The organism is Dyella sp. SYSU CM1112 (genome assembly GCF_058216415.1).
This window is the reverse complement of the sequence record NZ_JBZEGI010000003.1, coordinates 1-24,125: the sequence shown is the minus strand read 5'-3', so window position 1 is coordinate 24,125 and position 24,125 is coordinate 1. Positions and strand designations below refer to the sequence as shown.

Here is a 24,125-nt window from a genome sequence, read left to right as displayed (position 1 = left end):
ATCCGTCGCCATTGCGCAACTCTACAATTCAGGGCTCACCCACCTGGATACCCCCTCCACGTGATTTCCCGCGACGAATTCGATGCGCTCGCAGCGCAAGGGCACACCCGCATTCCGCTAGTGCGCGAGGTGTTCTCCGATCTGGATACGCCCCTGTCGGTCTATCTCAAGCTGGCGGATGGTCCTTACACCTTCCTGTTCGAATCCGTGGAGGGTGGGGCAACGTGGGGGCGCTATTCGATCATCGGTCTTCCGGCAAAGCGTGTTTATCGTCTGCGCGGTCACGAGCTGGAAGTGGAAGATGCCGGCGAAATCGTCGAGTGCCGACATGTGGACGATCCGCTGGCGGAAATCGAAAACCTGCGCCGGCAGTATGACGTGCCGCGACTGCCGCAACTTCCTGCCTTCAGCGGTGGTCTCGTCGGTTACTTCGGCTTCGAAACCATGGGTTATATCGAACCGCGTCTCGCGCAGTGGGACCGCACCGATGAGCTCGGTACACCCGATGTGCTGTTGATGCTGGCCGAAGAAGTCGCCGTCTTTGACAACCTCAAAGGGCGCTTGTATCTGATCGTGCACGCCGATCCCTCGCAAGCACAGGCGTATGCGCATGCGCAGCGGCGGCTTGATGCACTGACGCACCGGCTGCGCCAGGGCGGCGCAGCGTATCCGCAACTCACGCAATCGACGGCGCTCGACGAAAGCGACTTCAAGTCCTCGTTTACCCGCGAAGCTTTTGAGGCAATGGTCGAGCAGGCGAAGGAATACATCCGCGCCGGCGATATCTTCCAGGTAGTGCCGTCCCAGCGCCTGAGCGTGAAATTCAACGCCCGGCCGGTAGACGTCTATCGCGCCTTGCGCGCGATGAATCCTTCGCCGTACATGTATTTCGTCGATCTCGGCGATACGCAGATCGTCGGTTCGTCGCCCGAGATTCTTGCGCGCCTCAAGGACGGCAAAGTCGTCGTGCGACCGATTGCCGGTACCCGCCGTCGCGGCGCCAGCGATGAAGAGGATCAGGCACTCGAGGCGGAACTGCTGGCCGATCCCAAGGAACGTGCCGAGCACGTCATGCTGATCGATCTTGGGCGCAATGACATCGGCCGTATCTGCGAAACCGGCAGTGTTGAAGTCAGCGAGTCGTTCGTGGTCGAACGGTACTCCCATGTCATGCACATCGTGTCGCAGGTGCAGGGCAACGCGTCGGCTCAGCTGAGCTATATGGATGTGCTCAAGGCAACGTTTCCGGCCGGCACCGTCAGTGGTGCACCAAAGATCCGCGCCATCGAAATCATCCAGCAGCTGGAACCCTACAAGCGCAATATCTACGCGGGCGCGATCGGCTGGATCGGCTGGTGGGGCGATGCGGATACCGCCATCGCGATTCGCACCGCGGTGATCCAGAACGGCCGGCTCTACGTGCAGGCCGGCGCAGGCATCGTCTACGACTCCGATCCCGCGTCCGAGTGGGAAGAGACCATGAGCAAAGGCCGGGCGCTCTTCCGCGCCGTCGCTCAAGCAGCAAAAGGGTTGTGAAACATGCAAAGGATTCGCCGTGGCTATAGCTATCTCGCCATGCTGTTGACGCTTACCTGCGCCTCGCCACTGGCAGCGCGTGAAACACAGAACTGGCCCGACACGCCGCTCGCCCGCACCCAGGCACTGGCCGAGCTGCAAACCTTGAACGCGCAACTGCTCAGCCATCCAAGCGCCACATTGACGCTGGAACACTGGTGCGCCGCGCACCATTTGGCGCCGGAAGCAAAGATCGTCGCCCATCGTGTACATGGCGCAGACAAGCCATTGCCCGAGGGTGCGCGGGCACTGCTCGGCATCGGCCCGAACGAGCCGGTGCGTTACCGCCGTGTGGCGTTGAGCTGCGGCGACGTGGTGCTTTCAGATGCTGATAACTGGTACGTGCCCGCACGCCTTACCGCCGATATGAATCACGAACTGGACACGTCCGACGTACCGTTCGGCAAAGTCGTCCAGTCGCTGCACTTCCATCGGCAAACACTTTCTGCGGATCTGTTGTGGTCGCCCCTGCCGGAAGGTTGGGACAGCGGCACGCCCGTGCCGCCGGCCGGCAACAAGCCGCTGGCGATTCCCGATCACGTGCTTCAGCATCGCGCTGTGCTCTATACCGCCGGAAACCAGCCTTTCAGCCTGGTGGTCGAGAGCTACACCAAGTACGTGTTGGTTCGGCCCTGAAGTAGAGACTGAGCAGGGCTGCGTAGCGTTGAACGGCACGGCAACCCACGCAGGCAGACGTGGCACTCACTGGTTTCGCTAGCATGCATCGTCATGGCGCCTGCAAAGGAATCCTGCGCGCTTGCTGCGCCGCCACGATAGGGACCGCTACAATCTCCCGGTGTTGGACGCGATCAGCGCTGTGACGCCTGGGGTATTCCCAAGCGCATCGCGACAGAGACGCACCAGCTAAATCAAGAGATTAGGTCGCCTATGCTGCTCATGATCGACAACTACGACAGCTTCACCTTCAACCTCGTCCAGTACCTTGGCGAGCTGGGGCAGGAAGTGAGAGTCGTGCGCAACGATGCGCTGGATGTGGCCGGCATCCGGGCGCTGAAGCCCAGCCACATCATGATTTCGCCGGGACCGGGCACGCCTGACGACACCGGCATCACCCTGGATGTGTTGCGCGAGCTGGCGGGTGAGATTCCGGTGTTCGGCGTGTGTCTCGGGCATCAGGCCATCGGCCAGGTTTTCGGCGGCAAGGTGGTTCGCGCCAAGCAGATCATGCACGGCAAGACCTCGCCGGTGCGCCATCTGGGCAAGGGCGTGTTCGCCGGCTTGCCTGATCCGTTTGAAGCCACGCGCTATCACTCGCTGGTGGTGGAGCAGTCCTCGCTGCCCGATTGCCTGGAAGTGACGGCGTGGACGGAGCATCCTGACGGCTCCATCGACGAAATCATGGGTTTGCGCCACAAGTCGCTGGCCGTGGAAGGCGTGCAGTTCCATCCGGAGTCGATCCTCACGCAGTACGGCCACGATCTGCTGCGCAACTTCCTCGGGTTACCGCTGAAAAAGCTCGCTGCATGACTGCGCGCACTCTCACCATCACGCCGCAGGAAGCCTTACAGCGCACCATCGAACATCGCGAAATCTTTCACGACGAGATGATCGCGCTGATGCGCCAGATCATGAACGGCGAAGTGAGTCCGCTGATGACGGCGGCCATCATCACCGGCCTGCGCGTCAAGAAAGAAACGGTCGGCGAGATCACCGGCGCGGCGCGCGTGATGCGCGAGCTTTCCGCCAAGGTGGATGCGCCGCCTCATCCCCATTTTATCGACATCGTAGGTACCGGCGGCGATGGTGCCTCCACCTTCAACATTTCCACGGCATCCATGTTCGTGGCGGCGGCGGCGGGTGCGCGCGTGGCCAAGCATGGCGGCCGGAGTGTGTCGTCCAAGTCGGGTAGCGCGGATGTGCTGGAGGCGCTTGGTGTCCGCATCGATCTCGCATCCGCCCAGGTCGCGCAATGCATGGCCGAAACCGACATCGGTTTCATGTACGCCCCCAATCACCATCCCGCGATGAAGGTCGTGGCACCGGTACGCAAGGAAATGGGCGTGCGTACCTTGTTCAATATTCTCGGCCCGCTCACCAATCCGGCTGGCGCGCCGAATATCCTGATGGGTGTATTCCATCCGGACCTCGTCGGCATTCAGATTCGCGCGCTGCAGGCGCTGGGCGCACAGCGCGCCTTGGTGGTGTGGGGGCGCGACGGCATGGACGAGATCTCACTCGGCGCCTCGACCCTGATCGGTGAGCTGCGCGATGGCGAAGTGCGCGAATACGAGGTGGAACCGGAGGATTTTGGCCTTCCCATGGCCTCCAGCCGCAACCTGCGCGTGGAGAGCGCGCAGGAATCGAAAGCCATGCTGTTGGAGGTGCTGGACAATCGCCCCGGAGTGCCACGCGACATCGTGTGCCTGAACGCAGGCGCTGCGCTTTATACCTCCGGCCTGGCCGGCAGCATCGCCAACGGTATCGAGCGAGCGCGAGCGACCCTCGCGAGCGGCGCTGCCCGTGCCAAAATGGACGCGTTCGTGGCAACCACGCAGCGACTCGCCGATACTGGGCGCTAAGCTGTTGCTTGCCGTTTAGTACCTACCCACGTGCCGATCCCCCTCCATGACCGACATCCTTCAACGCATCCTTGCCCGTAAAGCGGAGGAGCTCGCTGAGCGCAGCGCCAAGTTGCCGCTGAAAGAGCTTTCCGCGCGCGTGGCTGACATGCCGGATACACGCGGCTTCTCCGCAGCGATCGAGGCAAAGATCGCCGGGGGAGACCCGGCAGTGATCGCCGAAGTAAAGCGCGCCAGCCCCAGCAAGGGCGTAATCCGCGCGGAGTTCGACCCGGTCGCCATCGCGCGCAGCTATGAAGCGGGTGGTGCAGCGTGTCTCTCGGTGCTTACCGATAAGGATTTCTTTCAAGGCAGCGAGGACTTTCTCAAGCAGGCGCGTGCAGCCTGTTCGTTGCCGGTATTGCGCAAGGACTTCGTGATCGACCCCTATCAGGTGTACGAAGCGCGTGCGATTGGCGCCGACTGCATCCTGCTGATTGTGGCAGCGCTGGGCGATGCCGATCTGCTGGAGCTCTCGCTGCTGGCCGCCGAACTGGATCTCGACGTACTGTGCGAAGTGCACGATGCCGAAGAACTGGAGCGTGCACAGGCCGTGCCGGTGCCCTTGATCGGCGTCAACAACCGCAACCTGCGCACCTTCGAAACATCACTCGATAATGCACTCGAACTCCAGCAATTGATGGAGTACGACCGCATCCTGGTGGCCGAATCGGGCATTCATACCCCGGATGACGTGGCACGTCTGCGCGAAGCAGGCATCAACGCCTTTTTGGTCGGCGAAGCCTTCATGCGCGCTGCCGATCCAGGCGAGGAGTTGAGGCGGTTGTTCAACACGCATTGATCATGGCGACAGGGGAAGTAATCCAGGCGCCGGCGCAAGCCGGTAGCGATGCCGGCGTTTCGCGCACGGTATTGTTCGATTTTGATGGCGTGCTTCATCACGGTGATGCGTTCTATTTGTTCATGCGGCAGCGTTACGCGCGCTCGCTGCATTGCAAGCTGCTCGCATTGATCACCATGCCGTGGTGGCTGCTCTGCCTGCTGTTTTCTCGCCGATGGGCAACGCGCACCCTGGTGCACGTTGGATTGTTCGGTGTGAGCCAGCCACGCTATCAAGCCATCGTGGAAGCATTCGCAGATCAACTCGTACAACGTCCACGCCAGTTTTGCCGCGATGGGCTCAATGCATTGCGGCGTCATCAGCAAGCCGGTGACGAAATCATCGTAGTCACCGGTTGCGAACACACCCTGGTCAGCCGCTTGATCGATCAACTCGGCCTGTCGGGCATCACCATCGTGGCATCGCGGCTCAGGCCCGGTTGGTCCGGCATGCGCATGGAATGCCACAACGTCGGCCGGCGCAAGCTGCAAAGCCTGGCTGCCCAGGGGGTGCGCGAGTGGCGCCTGGCTTATAGCGATTCCTTCCAGGATCTGCCCATGTTGAAGCAGGCCGGCGAGGCCGTGCTGGTCAATGGCACCCCCAAGCTGTGCAAACGGGTGGAAAAAGCGCTGGGACGCTCCGTGACGCGAGTGGCCTGGTACTGACAACCGTGGCCTTCGCACCCTAGCCACTCCCATGCAGGGGAGGGCTCGCAAAAAGGGCTTGCCCATGGCTTGCGCACGGCATCCGACGAAGATACGTTAGAGCTTACGTATTTTCTGCCAGGGGTGGAAAGGCATGTATCTGGCTTCATTAGGCAGGCTTGCGCTGGGTAGCCGGCTCAAGGCGCTAAGCGATCACTTTTACGGTGCAGCGGACGAGGTGTACCAGGCGCGCGGTGCACGGATCGAATCCCGCTGGCTGCCGGTGCTGCGTTATCTCTGGGATGTTGGCCCGACCTCGGTCACGGAGGTGGCGGAGGCCATTGGACAAACCCACTCAGCCGTCAGCCAGCTCACCGACAAACTGGTACGCGCAGGCATGGTTCGCCGCCGTCGCGATCCCGCAGACGGACGCCGCACCGTTCTCGTACTTACCGACAAAGCCCACAGCGCACTGTCTGAACTTGGCCCGATCTGGTGTGCCGTTCGCCGCGGTGTGACCGCCGCACTGGGCACGCATGCGGCGGCGTTGCTCGACGCGCTGGAGGCATGCGAACAAGCATTACGCGAGCGCCCCGTCGCGGAAGCCATCCTCGCGGAGCACTCCGCGATCATGGCCACACCGGTGGAGATCGTGCCTTATGCACCAGAGCTGCGCGAGCATTTTTACCGCCTCAACGCGCAATGGCTGGAACGTTACTTCCGTATCGAAGCCATCGATCGCACGGTATTGAGCGATCCCGAGCGCTATATCTTGCAGCCCGGTGGCGCGATCTTCTTCGCGCGCCTGGGTGAGGATGTCATCGGCACCTGCGCACTCCTGCAAGAATCGCCCGGCGTGTTCGAACTGACCAAGATGGGCGTGGATGAAACCTTTCGCGGATTGGGTGCGGGGCGGCGCTTGCTTGATGCGGCGATCGCCGAGTTCCATCGGCGCCAAGGTAAAACGCTGTTCCTGGAGTCGAATAGCCGTCTGAAGCCTGCGCTGCGCATGTATGAAAAGGCAGGCTTTGTCATGCAAGCTGCCATACGTCCCGGCTCGCATTACGAGCGTGCGGACGTCTATATGATTTATTCATCTCGCGGCTGAGCGTCGCGTGCGCTTTGGAAGAGGGGCGGCGACTGTTGGTGATTCGATGCCGTGTGAGGTACGCGTAGCCCCTCACCTCAATCCTCTCCCCTGAGGGGAGAGGAAAAAACAGCGCCAAGTCGCTCGCGCATCGCATGCTCGCTTGCATGTCATGACAGCGAACTGCATCCGCGTGCGAAACACCTCCCGCTCGTGCGCGGGAGGCGAAGCAAAAGCCTTAGCGTGTGCCGCGCACCACAATGGTCTTGCCCGAGACCTCGATCATCCCTTGCTCTTCCAACTGCTTCAGCACGCGGCCGACCATTTCGCGCGAGCAACCCACGATGCGGCTGACTTCCTGGCGGGAAATGCGGATCTGGGTGCCTTCGGGATGGCTCATGGCATCCGGCTCCTGGCACAAGTCCAGCAGCGTGCGCGAAATGCGATTGGTCACGTCCATGAAAGCCATCCGGCTTACCTGGCGCGACGTACGCAGGAGACGTTGCGTGAGCTGGGCGCCGATCGCAAACAGGATCTTCGGGCACTCATCGCGAAGTGGTCCTTCCATCAGCTGAAACAGGCGCTCATAGCTGATTTCGGCCATCTCGCAGGGCGTGCGCGTACGCACCATGGATTCGCGCTGTGCCTGCTCTACGAACAAGCCCATTTCACCGATGAACTGGCCGCGGCTGATGTACGCAAGAATGAGTTCGCGGCCTTGTTCGTCTTCCGTGCAAACGGCCAGTGAGCCTTCGATCACGTAATAAAGCGTATTAGCCGGGTCGCCAGGGCGGATGATGGCGGTCTTGCCGGGGTAACGGCGGCGGTGGCAAAGCCCCAGGAAGCGTTCCATGCTTGCGGGGTCCGGTGCGAAGCCTAGCGGAGCCTGAGAGCGTTCGAAGGCTTGTTGAAGTTGATATTTCAGCTGCACCACAGATTTTCCCCAAGCGTAAGTTGGTCCCAAGGGCCATTCACCGGCCAAGCGAGCGTGTCCCCGTAACTTTCGCATTATGGCAAAGAGGATGCGAGCCCGTGGGGTGCACAGGTCACTTCTCTCGCGTATCCCGCTTCCAGGCAGAGCCCGCAACATGCTCTCCAAGGGCGCCAACATCGACTTCCGCAGGTGGGATGGGCGTGAGGCCTTCATGGATGAGGTTGTTGTCCGGGCAGGCAGCCCATACATCCGGTAACTGACCGGCGATCAACCCACCGCGGTCGCTCAGTTCAGTTTTTATCTGATTTGCCTCATACTTCGCAGTGTTCCGAACGACGGCCCGCTGCCATCGTTCGTACACAAGGAGCGTGCAGGATAAGGGTCCAGCACGCTTTTCCAATCAGCGGGGACCCTTGTAGCTAACCCGCCTCACCTGTCGGCCGTGACCCGGCCATGGAGTGTCGCCGTGGTGAAACCTCTCCCGCGCCTGCGCCTGCAGGGCTTCAACAATTTGACCAAGGCCCTGAGCTTCAACATCTACGACATCTGCTATGCAGTGTCGGAAGACCAGCGTCAGCGCTACATCGAGTACATCGACGAGCAATACGACGCCGATCGTCTCACGCAGATCCTCACGGACGTGGCCGAAATCATCGGTGCGAACATCCTCAACGTGGCCCGCCAGGACTACGACCCCCAGGGTGCCTCCGTCACCATCCTCATTTCCGAGGAGCCGGTCATCGAGAAGCTCAGCCGCGACACCATTTCGGATGCCGTGGTCGCGCACATGGATAAAAGCCACATCACCGTCCACACCTATCCGGAAACGCATCCGCACAACGGTATCGCCACCTTCCGCGCGGATATCGACGTAGCCACCTGCGGCGTCATCTCTCCGTTGAAGGCGTTGAACTACCTGATCGACAGCTTCGAGTCCGACATCGTGGTGTGCGACTACCGCGTGCGCGGCTTCACCCGCGACGTGAAAGGCAAAAAGCACTTCATCGATCACAAGATCAACTCCGTGCAGGACTACCTGGCTCGCCACATCCGCCAGAAGTACGAAATGTTCGACGTCAACGTGTATCAGGAAAACATCTTCCACACCAAGATGCACATCAAGGACTTCGACCTCGATACCTACCTGTTCGAAGCACACGCCGACGACCTGTCCTTCAAGGAGCGTCAGAAGATCGAGCAGCTACTGCGCCGCGAGATCGAAGAGCTCTTCCACGGACGCAACCTGATGTGAAGAAAGCCCGCCGAAAGGCGGGCTTTTTCATGGGCAGGGCGATTTTCAAAAGTCTCGCCAAAACCGGTTCTCCACCTATGTGCAGTACGGCCTGTTCTCCTGCACATCGCTCGCCGTGAGCAGCTCCCTCCCCTCCGTACAGTAGGCGAGAGTTGGGGAGGGGTGAAGCAAGTCTCGCCTTGAACCGAAGCGATGCCGCGAGTGCAGGCAACGCTGCCCCTTGCCAAACAGGGGCGCCACATCACTCAAATCCGGTATGCCACCGTCTTCATCACCAGCGATGTCGTATGCATCAGCTGCGGCACTGGAAACGGCAGGCGAATGCCGCCGCGTTCCTGCGCATTCTGCGCGTGGCGTATCTCATCGATCTGCATCTGCTTCAGCACCACGCGCGAGCGCTCATCCTGCGCAGGCAATTTATCCATGTGATCCGCCAAATGCGCTTCCACCTGCTTCTCGGTTTCCACCACAAAGCCCAGGCTGACGGGGTCGCCCGCCAACGCCGCCAGCGCACCTATCGCATAGCTGCCTGCATACCAAAGCGGATTCAACAGGCTGGGGCGGCTCTCCAATTCGTGCAAACGCTCCGTGCACCAAGCCAGGTGATCGGTTTCTTCAGACGCCGCCTGCTGCAGATGCTCGCGGAGATCATCTTTACGCGCCAGCGCGGCTTGTCCGTCATACAGCGCTTGCGCGCAAACCTCGCCGGTGTGATTCACGCGCATCAATCCGGCGGCATGGCGACGTTCCTTCTCGCTCATTTCCGCATCGGCGATGCCGAGCGCAGGGGATTTGCGATGCGCTTCCGGTGAGCCGGCCACGGTTTCCAAGGCGCGTTCGAAACCGGAAAGCAATCGATCAAGAGGGGAGAGCGTACGTGCGTTCATGAGGATATCCATTGCTGCGCGAGCAGAGTCAGCGGATGCATGGTCGGGACAACGGATCGTTGCTCGGCCAGTCCGACAGCCAGATGCAGTCGGCAACCGATATTGGACGACAGAAGCCATTGCACATCCAGTGTATTTACATGCGACAAGACGTCTTCACGCAAGGCGTCCGCACGTTCCGAAAACTGCAATACATGGCTTCCCGCCGCACCACAACAATACGGCGGCGCCGGCAGGCGTTTGATCTCAAGCTGCGGAACACGTTTCAGCAAATCCGCCAGTGCCACATCGCTGCGCGCCACATTCGCTTGCGTGCATGGCACGTGCAGCGCAACCCGTGCGGGCAGCGCACGAAAACGCAGCTGATCCACGCGCTCAAGCAACAGAGGATAGGGATCATCCACGCGCACACCCGGCAAGGCGCGTCGCAAGGCGCTCAAGCATCCCGGCGTCACGCTCACCAGCGCATCTGCACCTGCTTTCTCCCACGCTTGGCGAACCTGTTCAGCCGCCGCCTGCGCGCCCCCGGCAACCCCGTCATGCAGATCCAGCGCCCCGCAACAAAACGCCGGCAGGCGCACCACCCGATAGCCGGCGCCCATCAACAGCGCCTCCGCGGCACGTTCCGCATCCGCATCCTGCACGCTGGCGGCGCAGCCGGGGAACAGGGCCACCACGCCAGCGGCAGGCACCTTTATCTCACCAGGCGGGCAGACCGGCAGCTGCCGATTCGGCACCGACAACAGCGAGAGGGCCACGCGCCAAGGACGGGCGGCTGGGGTCCGAAGCAGGCCCGGCAACCAGTGCGCCGCCCCCGTCCAGCGGGCCACGCCTTGCAGCCAGCGGCTGATGCCCGGATGCTTCACCACATTAAGTAAGCGTCGTGGGCGTTGCGGCGCCGGACCCAGCAGCGCCCGGGTTTCCACCAGCAGTTCTTCATACTGCACCCCGGCCGGGCACACCCGCTGGCACCCCAGGCAGCTCAGGCAATGGTCCAGCGGCTCACGAACCTCCGCGCTCGGCAAAACCTGGCCCTTTGCCAGCGCGGCGGCAATGGCAATGCGCCCGCGGGGCGATTCCGCCTCATTGGCATCCAGGGCATAGGTAGGGCAAACGGGCAGGCAAAGACCGCACTGCACACACTGGTCGGCCAGCTCGGCAATGCGGCGGCGGGGCTTCTCAAGGGACATGCCGGTCATGCTATCATTCACGGCTCGCAGTCCACCGTGGACTTGCGCGATGGATGAAAGCTTCGTTATCATCTCGCGCCTTTATTCCATCGATTCCGCTTACCGCCTCTCGCGGCGGCAGACAGGTATTCCGAAATGAAAACGTTCAGCGCCAAGCCGGAAAGCGTCAAGCGCGACTGGTACGTGGTCGACGCCACGGACAAGACGCTCGGTCGTCTCTCGACCGAAATCGCGAGTCGCTTGCGCGGCAAGCACAAGCCCGAGTTCACCCCCCACGTCGACACCGGCGACTACATCGTCGTGATCAACGCGCAGAAGGTGGCTGTCACCGGCGCCAAGCTGGACGACAAGATGTACCACCGCTTCACCGGCTACGTCGGCAACCTCAAGACCACCAGCCTGAAAGACCTGCTGGCCACGTATCCTGAGCGCGTCATCGAAATCGCCGTCAAGGGCATGCTGCCGAAGAATCCGCTGGGCCGCGCCATGTACCGCAAGCTCAAGGTGTACGGCGGCGCCGAACATCCGCATACCGCCCAGCAGCCGAAGGCGCTGGAAATCTAAGGAAACATCATGGCGATTCAGCAGAACTACGGCACCGGCCGCCGCAAGACCTCCGCAGCTCGCGTGTTCCTGCGCAAGGGCAGCGGCGCGATCGAAGTCAACGGCAAGAGCCTCGACGATTTCTTCGGCCGCGAAACCTCGCGCATGATCGTGCGCCAGCCGCTCGAACTCACCCAGAACACCGACAAGTTCGACATCAAGGTCACCGTCAGCGGTGGCGGCATCACCGGCCAGGCCGGCGCCATCCGCCTCGGCATCGCCCGCGCCCTGATCGAATACGACGAAAGCCTCAAGTCGTCGCTGCGCAAAGCCGGCTTCGTCACCCGCGACGCCCGTGAGGTCGAGCGTAAGAAGGTCGGTCTGCACAAGGCACGTCGCGCCACCCAGTTCTCGAAGCGCTAATCCTCACCCGAGGTCGCGTTTCGACCGAGCGATGCATCAAGTCAGAGCGCATCGCCCGGCAAGACATTGGGAGATCGTCTAACGGTAGGACAACGGACTCTGACTCCGTTTATCTAGGTTCGAATCCTAGTCTCCCAGCCAAACCGATGTTCCATGTTGTACCGGAACATTTCAGAAAGATAAAAAACCCGCCTAAATGGCGGGTTTTTTTATGTCTTATGGTTCCAGCGCGTACCATGCTGTTTCAGCAAGTTTTGGGGGAAAGTTGTGGTGTGTTCATTTTGAGAGTCATAGATTACCCCACGGAAGTGACTTCGAAGAATCATTTTTTAGGTATCTAGTTGCTTTAATTAGACTTTATAAAGTAAATTACCCCATGACTGATGAGTTAAATAACGACACTATTAGAGACGCAAAGTCGAAAGAGAAAAAGTATTGGCTGGCCACTGGTCAGCACAATTTGTATGTGCTCGTCATGCCCGATGGTGCGAAATATTGGAAGTTCCGCTATCGGTTCCTCGACAAAAATAAAGAAGTGACAGTTGGCAAGCCCTTTCCAAAGATGAAGATCGAGGAGGCGTCGAAAAAGGCGCAAGTGTTGAAGGCGCTCCTCGATTCCGGGATTGATCCAGCTGAGAACGTTCGGCAACAAAAGGCGAATGCAAAGCATCGCAGCGCGAATACCTTTAAGGAGGCTGCTGATGCGTGGTACAGCTTCCGCCTGAAGCGATGGAGACCACGTACCGCCTCGCAGGTTCGATCCTATTTGGACAAGGATCTATTGCCAGCGTTGGGTCAATATCCGCTCGATATGATCAGCGCCCAAATGCTTGCAGGGCTGGTACATAAGATCGATGGTCGCGGTGCGCCGGATGTGGCGAAGAAAACAAGGCAGTGGCTTCGCCAAATCTATGCATACGCACGTGGAAATGGATGGACGAATGCCGATCCCGTTCGTGACCTCCATGCGATCACAGACATTACGGCCGAGTCGGAAAATTATCCACATATAAAATATGAAGAGTTGCCGGAATTCCTCTCAAATTTGAGAAGTGCGGAAGCCGACATATTTGTCAAAAGCGCTGTCTACATGGCGATGTGGACCGGAAATCGTCCCGGAGTAACGAATACGTTGCGATGGGATGAAATAGATTTCGACAATGAGCTATGGACGATTGAAAAAGGGCGCGATGGCATGAAGCGTGGCTATCGGCACCTAACGCCGTTGCCGAAGCAGGCGGTCGCTCTTCTTAGAGAACTGAAACCCTTGAGTGGCGAATTTGAGCACGTCTTCATTGGTAGAAATGATCCGGGTAAGTCCATCAGCGATGGAGCCGTGAATGGGCTCTTGAAGAGACTGGGATACGGCGGTCGGCAAACGATGCATGGATTTAGGCACGTCGTTAGCTCTGCTTTGAACGGAATGGGGTATCCATCAGACTGGATTGAGCGACAACTTGCACATGGCGACCCGGACAAGATACGTGGTACGTACAATAAAAATCCGTATTTGGAGCAGCGCCGGGAAATGCTACAGAACTGGGCAAATACATTGGATCAGTTGGAGCAGCATCGCGCCGTCACTGCGTAATTTGAGAGCGAATAATCGAGGTTTATTTCGTTATAAAATATAATGAAATCAATAGCTTGATATAAAATACTGCTGCGCGTAACATCATGTTCCTAACCTGATAGGAACATGATGAATCAAGAGAAAAAAGAACCAAGACTACTTCGCGAGCAACAAGTGCCAACCATGCTCGGCATTTCAAGAAGCACTTTTAATCGTTTGAGGGATAAGGGAGCTATCCCAGCGCCGCTTCGTCCAAGCGAAGGAACAACGCGCTGGCTTCACCATGAAATTTGTGACCTCATAATGAAATGGGCTGCTGAGCGTGAGCAACAGCCAGTTCATCAAGCTGCAATTGAAGAAAAAACTGAGATTCCTCGGAAACGAACACGCCGTTCCGCAATGGAAAGGCGGAAGCCAAGGGTTAGGCACGCGGCGTAGCCTGTTGCTATAACGCAATCTAACTGCAGTAAGTCGATCAATTGATGGGGTCGCGCCATCTGTAGTGCCTACACGAGAAGGAGAGCTCTCCGGTAATATTTAATCCGGCATCGGTTGCCGCTTTAGGGTGCGTTTTTTTTCGCTCAAGCGTGCTAGCACTCGCCTAACTTGCTTTCTCGTCCAAAGTTTTCCCCAGGCAGTTCTGTGGCCTTGCTCGTTGAGACAATCTGCATAGAACTGCATCGACCTGCCTCCGCCGTATTCATCCATGGCATCCCTTAGTAGGTTCGCAATTTGCTCTGCTAGTTCATCCGCTTGCCGCTGACGCTCCTCATTCGCAGCCGAGAGATCCGTGTTTCGAACGTCATCCAGTCGAGGATTGCCACGCTTTTTTTTCATCGAATTAGCCAAATGTCCCATGACTTTAAAAATACTTCGTGGCAGCAAAAACCGCTACTGCTGCCCGGGGATATGGTTATGGAAAGAAATACGGATGAAAGAACACAAACCGCATTGCAACGCGAAGCAAGCGATTGGCTAAGCCATGGCAACCCAAATGTGTTCATCACTTTAAGTTTCCGCGAGCCGGCGGGTTACAAGCGTGCCGAAAAGGCCTTTGGTGCGTTTGCCTATGGTTTGAAAAGTGCGCTCTTCGGAAGGAAGTCGAAAAAGCGCCTTTCCATGGTGCCGATTGTAGAAAAATATCATGAGGGTTCATCGTACGGGGCCCTCATGAAGCCTGCAGAAGGCATCCATATCCACTGCTTAATGCAGTTACCGGACTGCCCCGCGAATCACATGGAAGTCATTCGCAAACTTTGGGTGCAATCCGACTGGTGCTGCGGCGATCCCAACGTTTACTGTCCGAAAGGTGACGGTTGGTTCGAGGTGCTGGAAGCGGAGGACGATGCGCATAGAGTGATCAACTATGTGCTGAAGACCTGCGCTACAGATACCCAAGCGGTACTTTGGAAATTTGTGTCGTTCGGCCGATGATTTAAGGACTAGATCTACTTCACTCGTGGTATGCAAAAAAAAATCAACGATAGGGAGGGGACGCTCTCCCTTGATTATTTATATCTAAAAGAAGGTGTCAATGTAGATAGACATGTTCTAATGGAAATAGCTCTCTATCAGACATGTTTCATTAGAAGATGAGGTTTCGTTAGAAGGTATATAAGCAGTAAATACACAACACCTACGTACATTTGATCCACATGTATCTTACGTAAGAACAATAATTTATAGATCAACAGAAGCAATCTACAGGGTGACACATCATTTGAGGCTATGTGCAAAGTTGATCATGCACAATGTCAAAGATAACTGTATGGCATCGTCTAAGATCTAGCCAACGAACTCATCTCTGTTATTCATCTAGCTTTACTAACTTTGCAAGTTCGCTGACCGATGGAAAGAAGTCACCCACCTCACAATGAAGCGCTACAGCAAGCTTAGTGAGGGTCGGTATTGTCGCCGCTCGCCTGCCGTTTTCGATCATTCCGATGTGCGCGCGATCAAGCGGGATGCTATAGGCCAATTTGTCTTGACTGATCCCTTTGGCCTGCCGGACGCCCCTTATCCGCTTACCTACCGCTAAAAGAAGCTCTGACGGTGGGCTAGCTCTCCTCTTACTGGGAGCCTTCTTGGAAGCGCTTGTCGGTCGTTTCGTTGCCATGAGGCAACACTAAGGATTGGTTGCTTTTACTACCTCTGGCGGCATATCCTCTGGCGGAATTACACGGTCATGTGCGAGGCAGGCTGAATGCGGCCTCCGAGGCAGACGTACACCCACTAATCACAGGGAATTCTTATGGCCGGAGCATCAGGGGCAATCATCGTCAGGGAAGACGGTCAGACCGTCCATTGGCGTAAGAAATGTGAGGGATGCGGCCACGTCGAACCCGGGACGCACATCTCGGCCAAGCCAAGCCCGCATTTGACGCTAACGGCGGGCAATTTCCATTGCCCGAAGTGCCGGCAACAGTCGGAAGTTTGTATCTACGGGTGAGTCCACTGACCTACGGCGTCACCCGTAGCCTTCAGCCAATAAGCAATGTCCAACAGGGGGACATATGTTTCGAAAGATCGGCCTCGCTTTGGCCATTGTAACGTTATCGGCTTGCGCTCAAACGCCATCCACTGGCGATATTCAACAAGCTTTGATGCAGCCGGTCATTGACCATGTCAGCGTCAATGGCATGAACCTGCCACCGGATACGTTCAAGCTTGAAAGTATTAATGTGCTTTCCGTCGATAAATCGCAGGTGGCGGATACCGAGCATTTTCATGTGACGGCCAATGCAACCGTTACCTTGATCAAGAACGGTAATGACATCCTCGGTGAGATTGGACGGAACATACAAGGCAATGATCTCGGCTCAGTCCTTCAGCTACAGCAGTTCGTCAGAGGCCTTGGTTTTAGTTTGAAGCAGGGCAACCAACTTCACTTTTCTGTTGATGCCGACCTTGTTTCCGATAAAGGAAAGTATGTGGTCGATGGCGGAACAGTTACGCCTGAATAGTCCGGAGCCCCTTTGATACATACCTATCATTTGGAAAGGGAAAGATGAGCAGCACGACTAAGAAATCGACTTCAAAGAATTGGCAATTGTGGCTCATGGGAAGTATGACCACAGTTGCTGTGATGTACTACGGCTATGAAGCGTTGGCCTATGTTTGTAACGCAATCTTCAGCCATGAAGGCCCATCTCGCCTGATTTCCATCGGTGTAGCACGGTTCGATGCATGCAAGTATCAGGGCGACTTTGTAGGTGGTGCCGGCTTCGATTGCACGATCAAGAATTTCTCATCTGATGAACCTCGCGATGTCGGCCGGACAAGCTGCGCGGGTTTCGATAGTAGTGATCGACTCATTCATTCAGTAGATCAGGTGTTGGATCTCAATGGCGCAGAGATGCAGCCCAATGAAGAACGAGTAGTGAGGGTTTATGCGCCGGAATCCTCTACCACGTTGGTTTGCTCCGAAAACGGAGATATCGGTTCACCAAGGCAGCTGTCGGGAATGATGAGCGATCTTCAAAAGAGCAACCTTGTTTCCAAGGTCGACATTTAGTTTTGTGTCGAAGAAAATCTCACGGGGGAATTCAGATGAAATCTCAACAGATTAGGGCTAAGAATCTTGCCCGTCATTTTATCGTTGTGAGTGGAACGCTCCTGTTCGTCTGCTCGGCAAAGGCCTCAGACATTCAGTCCATAAAGACCCAAGTGATCGCGCAGGCCTCGACCAAGTTCGGTATGGACGCCAAGGATCTTCAGGGAGAACAGCTCACGGTCACTCCTATGCGGCAAAACAACGGTGGGACTGCCTATCATGTGGTTGGGCAATTTACACTGGGTTGGCTGCAGCCAAGAAATCCGGACGAGGTGGCGCAAATCTATGCTAGTCACAATCGTTGCACGTTCGCGGGAGTGGATTGCCAGCCGGGTATACATCACACCATCTATGTGGATGTCACAGTTGCGCAGAGTCAATCATCCGCCACTTTAAATATCAGTGGCAATGAAAGCTTGAATCAGAAGATTGAGCAACAGCAGGAGCAGACGATTGACGAATTGTCGGTTGATAACCCACACCTGTCGGATGCAGTAGAAGCTGCAAATCCGAAAAACTGCAGACCTGTCGTTGTCAGCCGTTCGACACCAACTCCGACGATGCCACCTCAATCGGTCAGGCAGCGTCATGCGGGTACAACTGTGCTTCAGATTCTTCTGAACTCTGATGGCACTATACGGGACACCAGAGTTTACGAAAGTAGCGGTTTTCGAGAGCTTGATAGGGCTGCAATCGAATCGGCTTCGCGTTGGCAGTATTCCCCTGTTGTATGCGCTGGAACCAACGAGCCAGCCGTGGCAGCGATTCGTGTGCCAATAACGTTTGGGCTTCACAACAAAGTTCCACAGGTAGCTCCGCTGCAATGAAGGCATGAGGAGTTTGTAGCTTGCGTTAGTTACAAGTCGTGAAACTGATCGCAGGCGCTTGGAAAAGCCATCTTGTTTTAACCATTAGTATCTGAATTTTGTCTAGGGATCATATGCTAAAAATATTAGCGATCGCGGCGGTGTTGGCAAGTAGTACCATATTGACGAGTTGCGGCTACTCCGATGGAAATGCAGGTACGTTTCCTTCTCCGAAAGAATTCGCACATCGCTACAACAAGTTGGCGAGTAACAACCTTCAGGTGGTTGAAGTAGACGATATCGGGGGTGTAGGGGCGGAGGATTGGACTGAACTCAAGCTGGCCGACAAGGCTGCCGATTCCATTTCGACTAACGCCGGTTCGAATGCCTTCAACTATGACCCGCGCTACGTCTCGAAGGATGTAATCAAACAGGTTTGTGCTTGGATGGTGCAGTCTGCGAATCGCAATATTTCAAGTGCTGATGCGATGGCTATGGCCAGCTCGGTGTTAGATCATCAGACAAAGATGGTCGTACACAACACGGTTCTCACCTATTACCCAACACATTACGATAACGGCTGCACGGTTTATTACACGGGACTATGAGGTGCATGATGAAACGTATCGCATGCTGTCTTGGTCTGGCGACTGTAGCCTGTATGGCTATCTCTTCCGGCTATGCGCTGGCACAGGGGCGAAACTGGCAATAATCAACGGAGACGCAGGCTCGACTATGGATTCGAGACAAGAATCAGGGTTCACCCTTCCAAGCCACGTTCATGGTGGTCGAACCCAACGGAAAGAGCATTACCCGAACAGTGCATTCAGGAGATGGTGGTGTGGCTTCAGCCACCTTCCCTAAGGACTTTGGTGTGTTTCCACCGCTTCCATCCGGAAAATATCATTGGACGGCTACGGTGAATGGCACAGTCGCAGCAAGCGATGACTTCAGTCGGTAAGTAACTTTCGAGATCCACGTATGTTACTGGTAGGGCAACTTTGACTTTTTTCGGACCACTTTATTTTAAAGGGTCTGTCAGACGAACCAGACCCTGACTGAGCATGAGTGCGTAATACACATTGGATTTCTTATTGCGGATGGCGTAGTGTGCGCTCATTCCGTGTCCATTCGCGTCCGAATCTCAGGCTACTTATCGCGAAACGTCTGTACTTCTTTTGCGACGCCTTCTAATAGCGTTATGAACTCACGCAATGGAACTATTGGTGACATGACTTTTCCGACTCGCGCGTCAAACGCAAACTGAACCTCCAGCTGACGATCAGCTCGCTCATCGCTGACTCGGCATATGAGTTGCCCATCATAAGATATTTCTGCTGCAAGCCACTCGTACTCAACAGGGCTAACAAAGTCGACACTGAAGCCGCTCACTGAGTTTTCCTTGGATCTAACACTGTATTGAAGGAGCCATCCTGATTAAACCTTACACCTTGACCATCTTGGCCAACTCGATATTCAACGCCACCCCCTGAAAGCTCTGTTCTAACTGCGTCTGGACTCTTTAATATACTGCTTACCACTTTCTCCGCCTGCGCATTTTTTTCGGCGGTCGTACCTGTAAGTTTTGCAAATGTTCCACCAGCTCTTTGAGCGTGCGATTCAATTTTTCGTGCGGCAACTGATAGTCCTGTATCTTTAAATTCGGCCCCTGCCGCCTTTATAAACGCGGATATCTCTCGCGTAGCCTGTACGCGAGCTATGGCAATCTTAATCGGCCGTGCTGCGACGGATGCAATTGGTGCAAGTACATCGTCCAGTGGCAAAAGCCCACCAACAACATCCGCGTAAGGCGCTTCACGCGCGGCAATAGCCCCGGGAACATTTGCCGGACTACAACCTTGCGTCTGGGCGCAGTCACTATATGCGGCAAGGTACTTTGCCGACTGGTCAAGCGCCTGCTTGCCATTGGGATCGATGTTTCTAATGGGATTAGCGTTCGCATAACCGTATCGATTCCATTTGAGTACGTCTCCCGGGGTCAGGCCCTGCGGGTCTACACTCAAAAAACGCCCCGTTGCATGGTCGTAATAACGAGCCTGCATGTAGACGAGATTCGTCTCGGGATCGTTGACATGTCCCGTATATCCGGGGCCGCTTGGCGGTGTACCCAACGCTGTAGTGCCGTACGGCGTATAGTCGTATGTCGCTGTAATGTTGCCGTTCGCATCGGCCTCCGCCAAAGGCGTGCCCTGCGGGTCGGTATAGACATATGTAACTGTGCCGGTGGTTTGTGCCTTCGCATGAACGCCAATAAGTAACAAGAGCAAACCAACCAGATTGAGGAATGTTTTCAAACTCCTCTTTTGTTGTTGCATTTTGCCGCTGGCTGAAGCTTTACCGCTAATGTCCCCATGCGTTTGCATTCCCGTTGCCCCCTGTCCGTTCCACCTTGCGTGGCCGCTGTGTACTTTAAGTAGACGTTGCATGAAGAAAATGTCAACGCTGGACGCCACGAAGGCTGCTTGCCCCAGAAGTTGCCTGTAGCGCCCTGTATATCGTAGCGACGCCAACATTGAATCGATCGGCCAGCTGAGGAATGGAGTATTTGTCCTCTTCGCGAAGGAGCTTGATCTTTTTACAGTCCTCAGGCGTCAGAGCCCGCTTGCGGCCAAATGCGACGCCTTTGTCCCGGGCTTTCGCAATGCCATCCATTTGACGCTCGGCACGAATATCGTTCTCGAATTCCGCAAAGCTGGCCAACAGGCTAAACATCAGCTTCCCTTCGGACGTGCTTGTATCAATGGCCTGATCCAAAACCTTAAGGATCACGCCCTTCTTTCGAAGCTGGTCAGCAATCTTGGCTAGATCGAGTACGGAGCGAGCCATGCGGTCCAGTTTTGTGATGACCAACGTATCCTCCTCCCGAAGGAAGGAAAGGGCTGCCTGAAGCTCTGGACGGCTATCCGCCTGCCTACCGGACCGTTTCTCGGCGAAGACCTTGGTGCAGCCATATGCCGTCAGCTTGTCGAGCTGAATATCGAGACTTTGCCCGGTGGAACTGACACGTGCGTACCCTACTATTGTGGCCGACATTATCAAATCTCTTAAGATGATTTGATAATAACATTGTGGTATGAGATTTGATAGACCTTTTTCGAGATTCCGGAAGGTATACATTTTGAGGCATTGACATGCGCAATATTTCGTATATATTCGTACAAAACGCGTATTGAGGTGCGAAATGGGCATTGATATTGGAAGTGAGGAGTTGTTTTCGATCGAACAGCTCGTCGAGAAGCTCGGTGTGAGCAGGCGGACGCTGGAAATGAAACGGAAGGAAGGGAAGTTCCCGGAGCCGACGACTTATGTTTTCGATTCGCCTCGTTGGTCTAGTGGCTGCATCAACGGTTGGCTCGAGCGTCAAAAGGAAGAAGCGTCGCGTAACAAATTTCTCAAGCGGCTTGGTACCCCTTTTCACCCGGTGAAGGGGCCTGTTAAGCCTGTGGGTGGAATGCAGGATTAAGAAAGATCGCCCCGTCTAAACCCGCAGTTGAAGAGACTTTGAGACGGGGCGTTTCCAGTGACAATGCGGAGATCGGAAAATGGCCTTTGAGTGGATGAAGGATGCGGCGAACCTTGGCGCCGCAAGCGAGAAGCTTGCTGGCTCAATCGGCAAGCTCGGATATGCAGCAGGCGGTGTGATTTTGGCAGGTCAGTACGTTGGCCCTTACGCAAAGACGCCGCTCAACAACTTTTCGCTCGCATTGGCGGTATGGGCGACGGCACAGGTGCTCGCTTTTCTCATTCGCGCGAAGAGTCCCGTTTTGAGGAAGAAGTAAGTCACTGTGGGGTAAAGAGCGGGGTAAATCAAAAAGCGAATTAGTGAAATGGATATGCATCAGTAACTTGAGCATCCAGTCCGAATCCTAGTCTCGCAAAAAGCCCGCCCGCAAGGCGGGTTTTTTGCGTATGGCTGGGAGACTTTCCGGACTCGGACCTCGTTCGACAAATTCGTCCGGAACGAATTTGGACAGCACGCAGTGCTGGTCCCTTAGATCTGAGCCTCGCCGATCCGAAGCGGGCGTCGCTTAGCCTGCAGTTAGTAAGTACACGCGGACACATAGACGGCACGGTGTTAAATGGTTTTGTCGTTTAACGAAACCACATAACGACCGTGCCCGAATACCGTGCTGATGATTCCGCAGCATTGCCGGGGACAGTAGCAGTGTGGCGGCTGTGGACTTGCACCAGTTGGCCTTGAGTCGCAAGAAGTTGCCTGTTGACGATGCGTGTGGCTTTACGTTAATGATTAAGCGTACTTGCGCGCAACGCGCAGGACTGAGGGGACAAATCGATGCGTGCAAGTTGGCAAAGGAGCTGCCTGTGGGTGGCCGCGTTGTTTGTGTTGGCTGGCTCATGCCACGCCCAATCGACGTCGGCGACTCCGGATCAGGAATATCAAAAGCTGATCCAGGTCGATCAAAACATCGACCCCTTGGGCGAGCATCCGTTCGGCGAAAACATCAATCCGTACGACGGAAGCCTTTCGTTCAACGTTACGGATGTCTCTTTGCGTGGTAACGGTCCGACCATCACCATAGGCCGAACCTTTCAAACCTTTGAGTGGGTTCCGCAGGAATCTGCGGGGCCGCAACTCCCGTTCGGTAGCTGGGAGCTGGATATCCCTCGTATCGAAACGCTCGTTGGATCAGGAGGGGGCATCGCGAGCAGCGCGATCTGGCAAACAGGGGTCCCGGGCGAAGCTACAACTGGCACGACGCAGCGCTGCACCACGTTCACGGAGCCACCCGGCATTGCGTCCACGCTCAGTGAGGGAGGTTGGGTGCCGGATGAATGGTGGTACGGGTACAACCTGATGGTGCCCGGTGATGGTAAGCAGCAGCTGATGCCTCGCTACAGTGCGAATTCTCTTTCGCCGACCATCAGCGGGATGAGTTTTAACATTGTCACGAAGAACAACTGGATGATCGGTTGCGGCGTGACCGCGAGCGATGGCGGTGAAGGGTTCGTTGCCATCGCACCCGATGGGACACGCTATACCTTCGCTCACCTTCTCTATCGTCCGTATTTCCCAATGACTGGTGCGGGTGGTCCGCTCCCTCCTGATGGCACGAACATCGCGACATCGAGCACGTCCTCGGCGCAGAGCAGCATCTCAGCACAGAGTGCTACGCCCATGGTCGGCGCCCCGGGGGGCGTTGGCATCTTGGCTCGCCAAGATGCATTGATGTATGTCACGCAAATTCAGGATCGCTTCGGCAATACGCTCACTTACAACTACGACCCCACCACGGGCTATCTCTCCAGCATCACGGCAAGCGATGGGCGCGAGGTGGATATCACTTATGTGTCAGGCTCGTATCTCATTCAAACGATTACAGCCAAAGCGACGAATGTCGCCTCACGTACATGGACTTACAGCTACACGAACGGCGAATTGACTGGGGTCCAGTTACCTGATGGCAGTGCCTGGGCCTATCAACTGGGTAGTGGGCAGGAAGACTTATATTTTAGGAACAGCAACTGTTCGCTCAACCTGATGCCGCAGGTTGGTGACTTCACGACACCGACGACGCCAGGCACCCTATCAGGGACGACTTTTGCCACCATTACAGCGCCCTCCGGACTCACGGGCACATTCGGCGTTGCGCTGAAGCTGAGCGGCCGCTCGTACACACCCAAATACTGTTATGGAAGTGACAGTGGGACATCTCCAATGTCCCTATTTCCGGAATGGTATGTTCAGGACGCCATTACGAGCGAGGCGATTTCGGGCGCGGGCATGCCCACACAGACCTGGACTTATAGCTACTCGCCCGCGAATCCGAGTTGGAGTTCCGACGCGTGCGCGACCAGCGGCACGTGCGCCACGACTGTCTACACGGATGTCACCGATCCCAACGGTAACGACACGCGTTACACCTATAGCAATCGTTACGATGCCACCGAAGGACAGTTACTTCGCGCGGACACGTACAGCGGTGCTTATGGCGGCACGCTAGTGCGTTCGGTCGTCAATACCTACGCCAATGCCTCGGGCGGACCGTGGCCAAGCGTGTATGGCATCGATCTGACGTACCGCGACAATTACTATCAAACCGAGCAATTGTCGCCGCTTCAAGTACGCCAGACAGTGGAAGAAGGCGACACTTATACGTGGCAAGCGCTGGCCTACGACAGCTACGCCAACCCAACAGATGTGAAGCGTTACAACGACATCGCCGGGCAGTCCCCAATCGAAGAAACCAGCACCTAC

General features: G+C 56.4%; 25 protein-coding genes, 1 tRNA gene and 1 pseudogene. 21 read left to right on the top strand and 6 right to left on the bottom strand.

What is annotated here, in order from left to right:
* Positions 1–60: 60 nt before the first annotated feature.
* The 7 genes from trpE (at position 61) to AC4HNJ_RS05790 (ending at position 6,747) form a co-directional block, all read left to right on the top strand.
* Positions 61–1,536 carry an anthranilate synthase component I gene (gene trpE / locus AC4HNJ_RS05820; protein ID WP_490478603.1) on the top strand — a complete coding sequence of 492 codons (1,476 nt, stop codon included), beginning with the start codon at positions 61–63 and terminating at the stop codon, positions 1,534–1,536.
* Between the two features lie 3 nt (positions 1,537–1,539).
* On the top strand, positions 1,540–2,211 hold the full coding sequence (locus AC4HNJ_RS05815; protein ID WP_490478602.1) for a hypothetical protein: 672 nt from the start codon (positions 1,540–1,542) through the stop codon (positions 2,209–2,211).
* A gap of 252 nt (positions 2,212–2,463) precedes the next feature.
* Positions 2,464–3,063, top strand: coding sequence for an anthranilate synthase component II (locus tag AC4HNJ_RS05810; RefSeq protein WP_490478601.1), 600 nt, complete (start codon positions 2,464–2,466; stop codon positions 3,061–3,063).
* On the top strand, positions 3,060–4,115 hold the full coding sequence (trpD, locus tag AC4HNJ_RS05805) for an anthranilate phosphoribosyltransferase (protein ID WP_490478600.1): 1,056 nt from the start codon (positions 3,060–3,062) through the stop codon (positions 4,113–4,115). The genes AC4HNJ_RS05810 and trpD overlap by 4 nt, the downstream gene beginning before the upstream one ends.
* Before the next feature lie 46 nt (positions 4,116–4,161).
* Positions 4,162–4,956 carry an indole-3-glycerol phosphate synthase TrpC gene (gene trpC / locus AC4HNJ_RS05800; protein WP_490478599.1) on the top strand — a complete coding sequence of 265 codons (795 nt, stop codon included), beginning with the start codon at positions 4,162–4,164 and terminating at the stop codon, positions 4,954–4,956.
* A 2-nt stretch (positions 4,957–4,958) separates the two neighbouring features.
* Positions 4,959–5,660 carry a haloacid dehalogenase-like hydrolase gene (locus tag AC4HNJ_RS05795; protein WP_490478598.1) on the top strand — a complete coding sequence of 234 codons (702 nt, stop codon included), beginning with the start codon at positions 4,959–4,961 and terminating at the stop codon, positions 5,658–5,660.
* Between the two features lie 133 nt (positions 5,661–5,793).
* Positions 5,794–6,747, top strand: coding sequence for a bifunctional helix-turn-helix transcriptional regulator/GNAT family N-acetyltransferase (locus AC4HNJ_RS05790; protein ID WP_490478597.1), 954 nt, complete (start codon positions 5,794–5,796; stop codon positions 6,745–6,747).
* Between the two features lie 217 nt (positions 6,748–6,964).
* Here the strand turns inward: AC4HNJ_RS05790 and crp are convergent, their stop codons facing one another.
* Complete coding sequence (gene crp / locus AC4HNJ_RS05785) at positions 6,965–7,660, bottom strand: cAMP-activated global transcriptional regulator CRP (protein WP_490478596.1); 696 nt, start codon at positions 7,658–7,660, stop codon at positions 6,965–6,967.
* A gap of 466 nt (positions 7,661–8,126) precedes the next feature.
* Between crp and speD the strand changes: the two genes are divergently transcribed.
* On the top strand, positions 8,127–8,912 hold the full coding sequence (speD, locus tag AC4HNJ_RS05780; protein ID WP_490478595.1) for an adenosylmethionine decarboxylase: 786 nt from the start codon (positions 8,127–8,129) through the stop codon (positions 8,910–8,912).
* A gap of 245 nt (positions 8,913–9,157) precedes the next feature.
* Here the strand turns inward: speD and coq7 are convergent, their stop codons facing one another.
* A complete protein-coding gene (gene coq7 / locus AC4HNJ_RS05775) occupies positions 9,158–9,811 on the bottom strand; it encodes a 2-polyprenyl-3-methyl-6-methoxy-1,4-benzoquinone monooxygenase (RefSeq protein WP_490478594.1) in 654 nt (217 codons plus the stop codon).
* The gene (locus AC4HNJ_RS05770) at positions 9,796–10,989 is read right to left on the bottom strand and encodes a (Fe-S)-binding protein (protein ID WP_490478593.1); all 1,194 of its coding nucleotides are present in this window, start codon (positions 10,987–10,989) and stop codon (positions 9,796–9,798) included. Before AC4HNJ_RS05770 ends, coq7 begins: the two co-directional genes overlap by 16 nt.
* Before the next feature lie 135 nt (positions 10,990–11,124).
* On the opposite strand from AC4HNJ_RS05770, the gene rplM reads away from it, so the two are divergent.
* The 6 genes from rplM (at position 11,125) to AC4HNJ_RS05740 (ending at position 14,962) form a co-directional block, all read left to right on the top strand.
* Positions 11,125–11,553: a 50S ribosomal protein L13 gene (rplM, locus tag AC4HNJ_RS05765; RefSeq protein WP_490478592.1), complete on the top strand. Its 429-nt coding sequence runs from the start codon at positions 11,125–11,127 to the stop codon at positions 11,551–11,553.
* Positions 11,554–11,562: 9 nt separating this feature from the next.
* On the top strand, positions 11,563–11,955 hold the full coding sequence (gene rpsI / locus AC4HNJ_RS05760) for a 30S ribosomal protein S9 (RefSeq protein ID WP_490478591.1): 393 nt from the start codon (positions 11,563–11,565) through the stop codon (positions 11,953–11,955).
* A 67-nt stretch (positions 11,956–12,022) separates the two neighbouring features.
* A tRNA-Gln gene (locus tag AC4HNJ_RS05755) sits at positions 12,023–12,096 on the top strand.
* Between the two features lie 235 nt (positions 12,097–12,331).
* Positions 12,332–13,546 (top strand): tyrosine-type recombinase/integrase, encoded by a 1,215-nt coding sequence (locus AC4HNJ_RS05750; RefSeq protein ID WP_490478590.1) that lies wholly within the window; start codon positions 12,332–12,334, stop codon positions 13,544–13,546.
* Between the two features lie 108 nt (positions 13,547–13,654).
* Entirely contained in the window at positions 13,655–13,966 is a 312-nt protein-coding gene (locus tag AC4HNJ_RS05745; RefSeq protein ID WP_490478589.1) for a helix-turn-helix transcriptional regulator, read from the top strand.
* Positions 13,967–14,281: 315 nt separating this feature from the next.
* The gene (locus AC4HNJ_RS05740; RefSeq protein WP_490478588.1) at positions 14,282–14,962 is read left to right on the top strand and encodes a hypothetical protein; all 681 of its coding nucleotides are present in this window, start codon (positions 14,282–14,284) and stop codon (positions 14,960–14,962) included.
* A 373-nt stretch (positions 14,963–15,335) separates the two neighbouring features.
* On the opposite strand, the gene AC4HNJ_RS05735 is transcribed toward AC4HNJ_RS05740, so the two are convergent.
* Positions 15,336–15,644, bottom strand: coding sequence for a helix-turn-helix domain-containing protein (locus AC4HNJ_RS05735; protein WP_490478587.1), 309 nt, complete (start codon positions 15,642–15,644; stop codon positions 15,336–15,338).
* Between the two features lie 397 nt (positions 15,645–16,041).
* Between AC4HNJ_RS05735 and AC4HNJ_RS05730 the strand changes: the two genes are divergently transcribed.
* The 4 genes from AC4HNJ_RS05730 to AC4HNJ_RS05715 all read left to right on the top strand — a co-directional run bounded on the left by AC4HNJ_RS05730 (position 16,042) and on the right by AC4HNJ_RS05715 (position 18,495).
* Positions 16,042–16,491: a hypothetical protein gene (locus AC4HNJ_RS05730; RefSeq protein ID WP_490478586.1), complete on the top strand. Its 450-nt coding sequence runs from the start codon at positions 16,042–16,044 to the stop codon at positions 16,489–16,491.
* Between the two features lie 44 nt (positions 16,492–16,535).
* Positions 16,536–17,042 carry a hypothetical protein gene (locus AC4HNJ_RS05725; protein ID WP_490478585.1) on the top strand — a complete coding sequence of 169 codons (507 nt, stop codon included), beginning with the start codon at positions 16,536–16,538 and terminating at the stop codon, positions 17,040–17,042.
* A gap of 35 nt (positions 17,043–17,077) precedes the next feature.
* The gene (locus tag AC4HNJ_RS05720; RefSeq protein ID WP_490478584.1) at positions 17,078–17,908 is read left to right on the top strand and encodes an energy transducer TonB; all 831 of its coding nucleotides are present in this window, start codon (positions 17,078–17,080) and stop codon (positions 17,906–17,908) included.
* 113 nt (positions 17,909–18,021) lie between these two features.
* The gene (locus tag AC4HNJ_RS05715) at positions 18,022–18,495 is read left to right on the top strand and encodes a hypothetical protein (RefSeq protein WP_490478583.1); all 474 of its coding nucleotides are present in this window, start codon (positions 18,022–18,024) and stop codon (positions 18,493–18,495) included.
* Positions 18,496–19,275: 780 nt separating this feature from the next.
* Here the strand turns inward: AC4HNJ_RS05715 and AC4HNJ_RS05710 are convergent.
* Both AC4HNJ_RS05710 and AC4HNJ_RS05705 read right to left on the bottom strand, forming a co-directional pair.
* The gene (locus tag AC4HNJ_RS05710; protein ID WP_490478582.1) at positions 19,276–20,271 is read right to left on the bottom strand and encodes an RHS repeat-associated core domain-containing protein; all 996 of its coding nucleotides are present in this window, start codon (positions 20,269–20,271) and stop codon (positions 19,276–19,278) included.
* Positions 20,272–20,344: 73 nt separating this feature from the next.
* Positions 20,345–20,941 carry a recombinase family protein gene (locus tag AC4HNJ_RS05705; protein WP_490478581.1) on the bottom strand — a complete coding sequence of 199 codons (597 nt, stop codon included), beginning with the start codon at positions 20,939–20,941 and terminating at the stop codon, positions 20,345–20,347.
* Between the two features lie 148 nt (positions 20,942–21,089).
* Here AC4HNJ_RS05705 and AC4HNJ_RS05700 point away from each other — a divergent pair, with 148 nt between their 5' ends.
* The 3 genes and pseudogenes from AC4HNJ_RS05700 to AC4HNJ_RS05690 form a co-directional block, all read left to right on the top strand.
* Positions 21,090–21,371: a helix-turn-helix transcriptional regulator gene (locus AC4HNJ_RS05700; RefSeq protein WP_490478580.1), complete on the top strand. Its 282-nt coding sequence runs from the start codon at positions 21,090–21,092 to the stop codon at positions 21,369–21,371.
* A 79-nt stretch (positions 21,372–21,450) separates the two neighbouring features.
* Complete coding sequence (locus tag AC4HNJ_RS05695; protein WP_490478579.1) at positions 21,451–21,687, top strand: hypothetical protein; 237 nt, start codon at positions 21,451–21,453, stop codon at positions 21,685–21,687.
* 515 nt (positions 21,688–22,202) lie between these two features.
* Positions 22,203–24,125, top strand: a pseudogene (locus AC4HNJ_RS05690) (hypothetical protein); the annotation flags it as partial.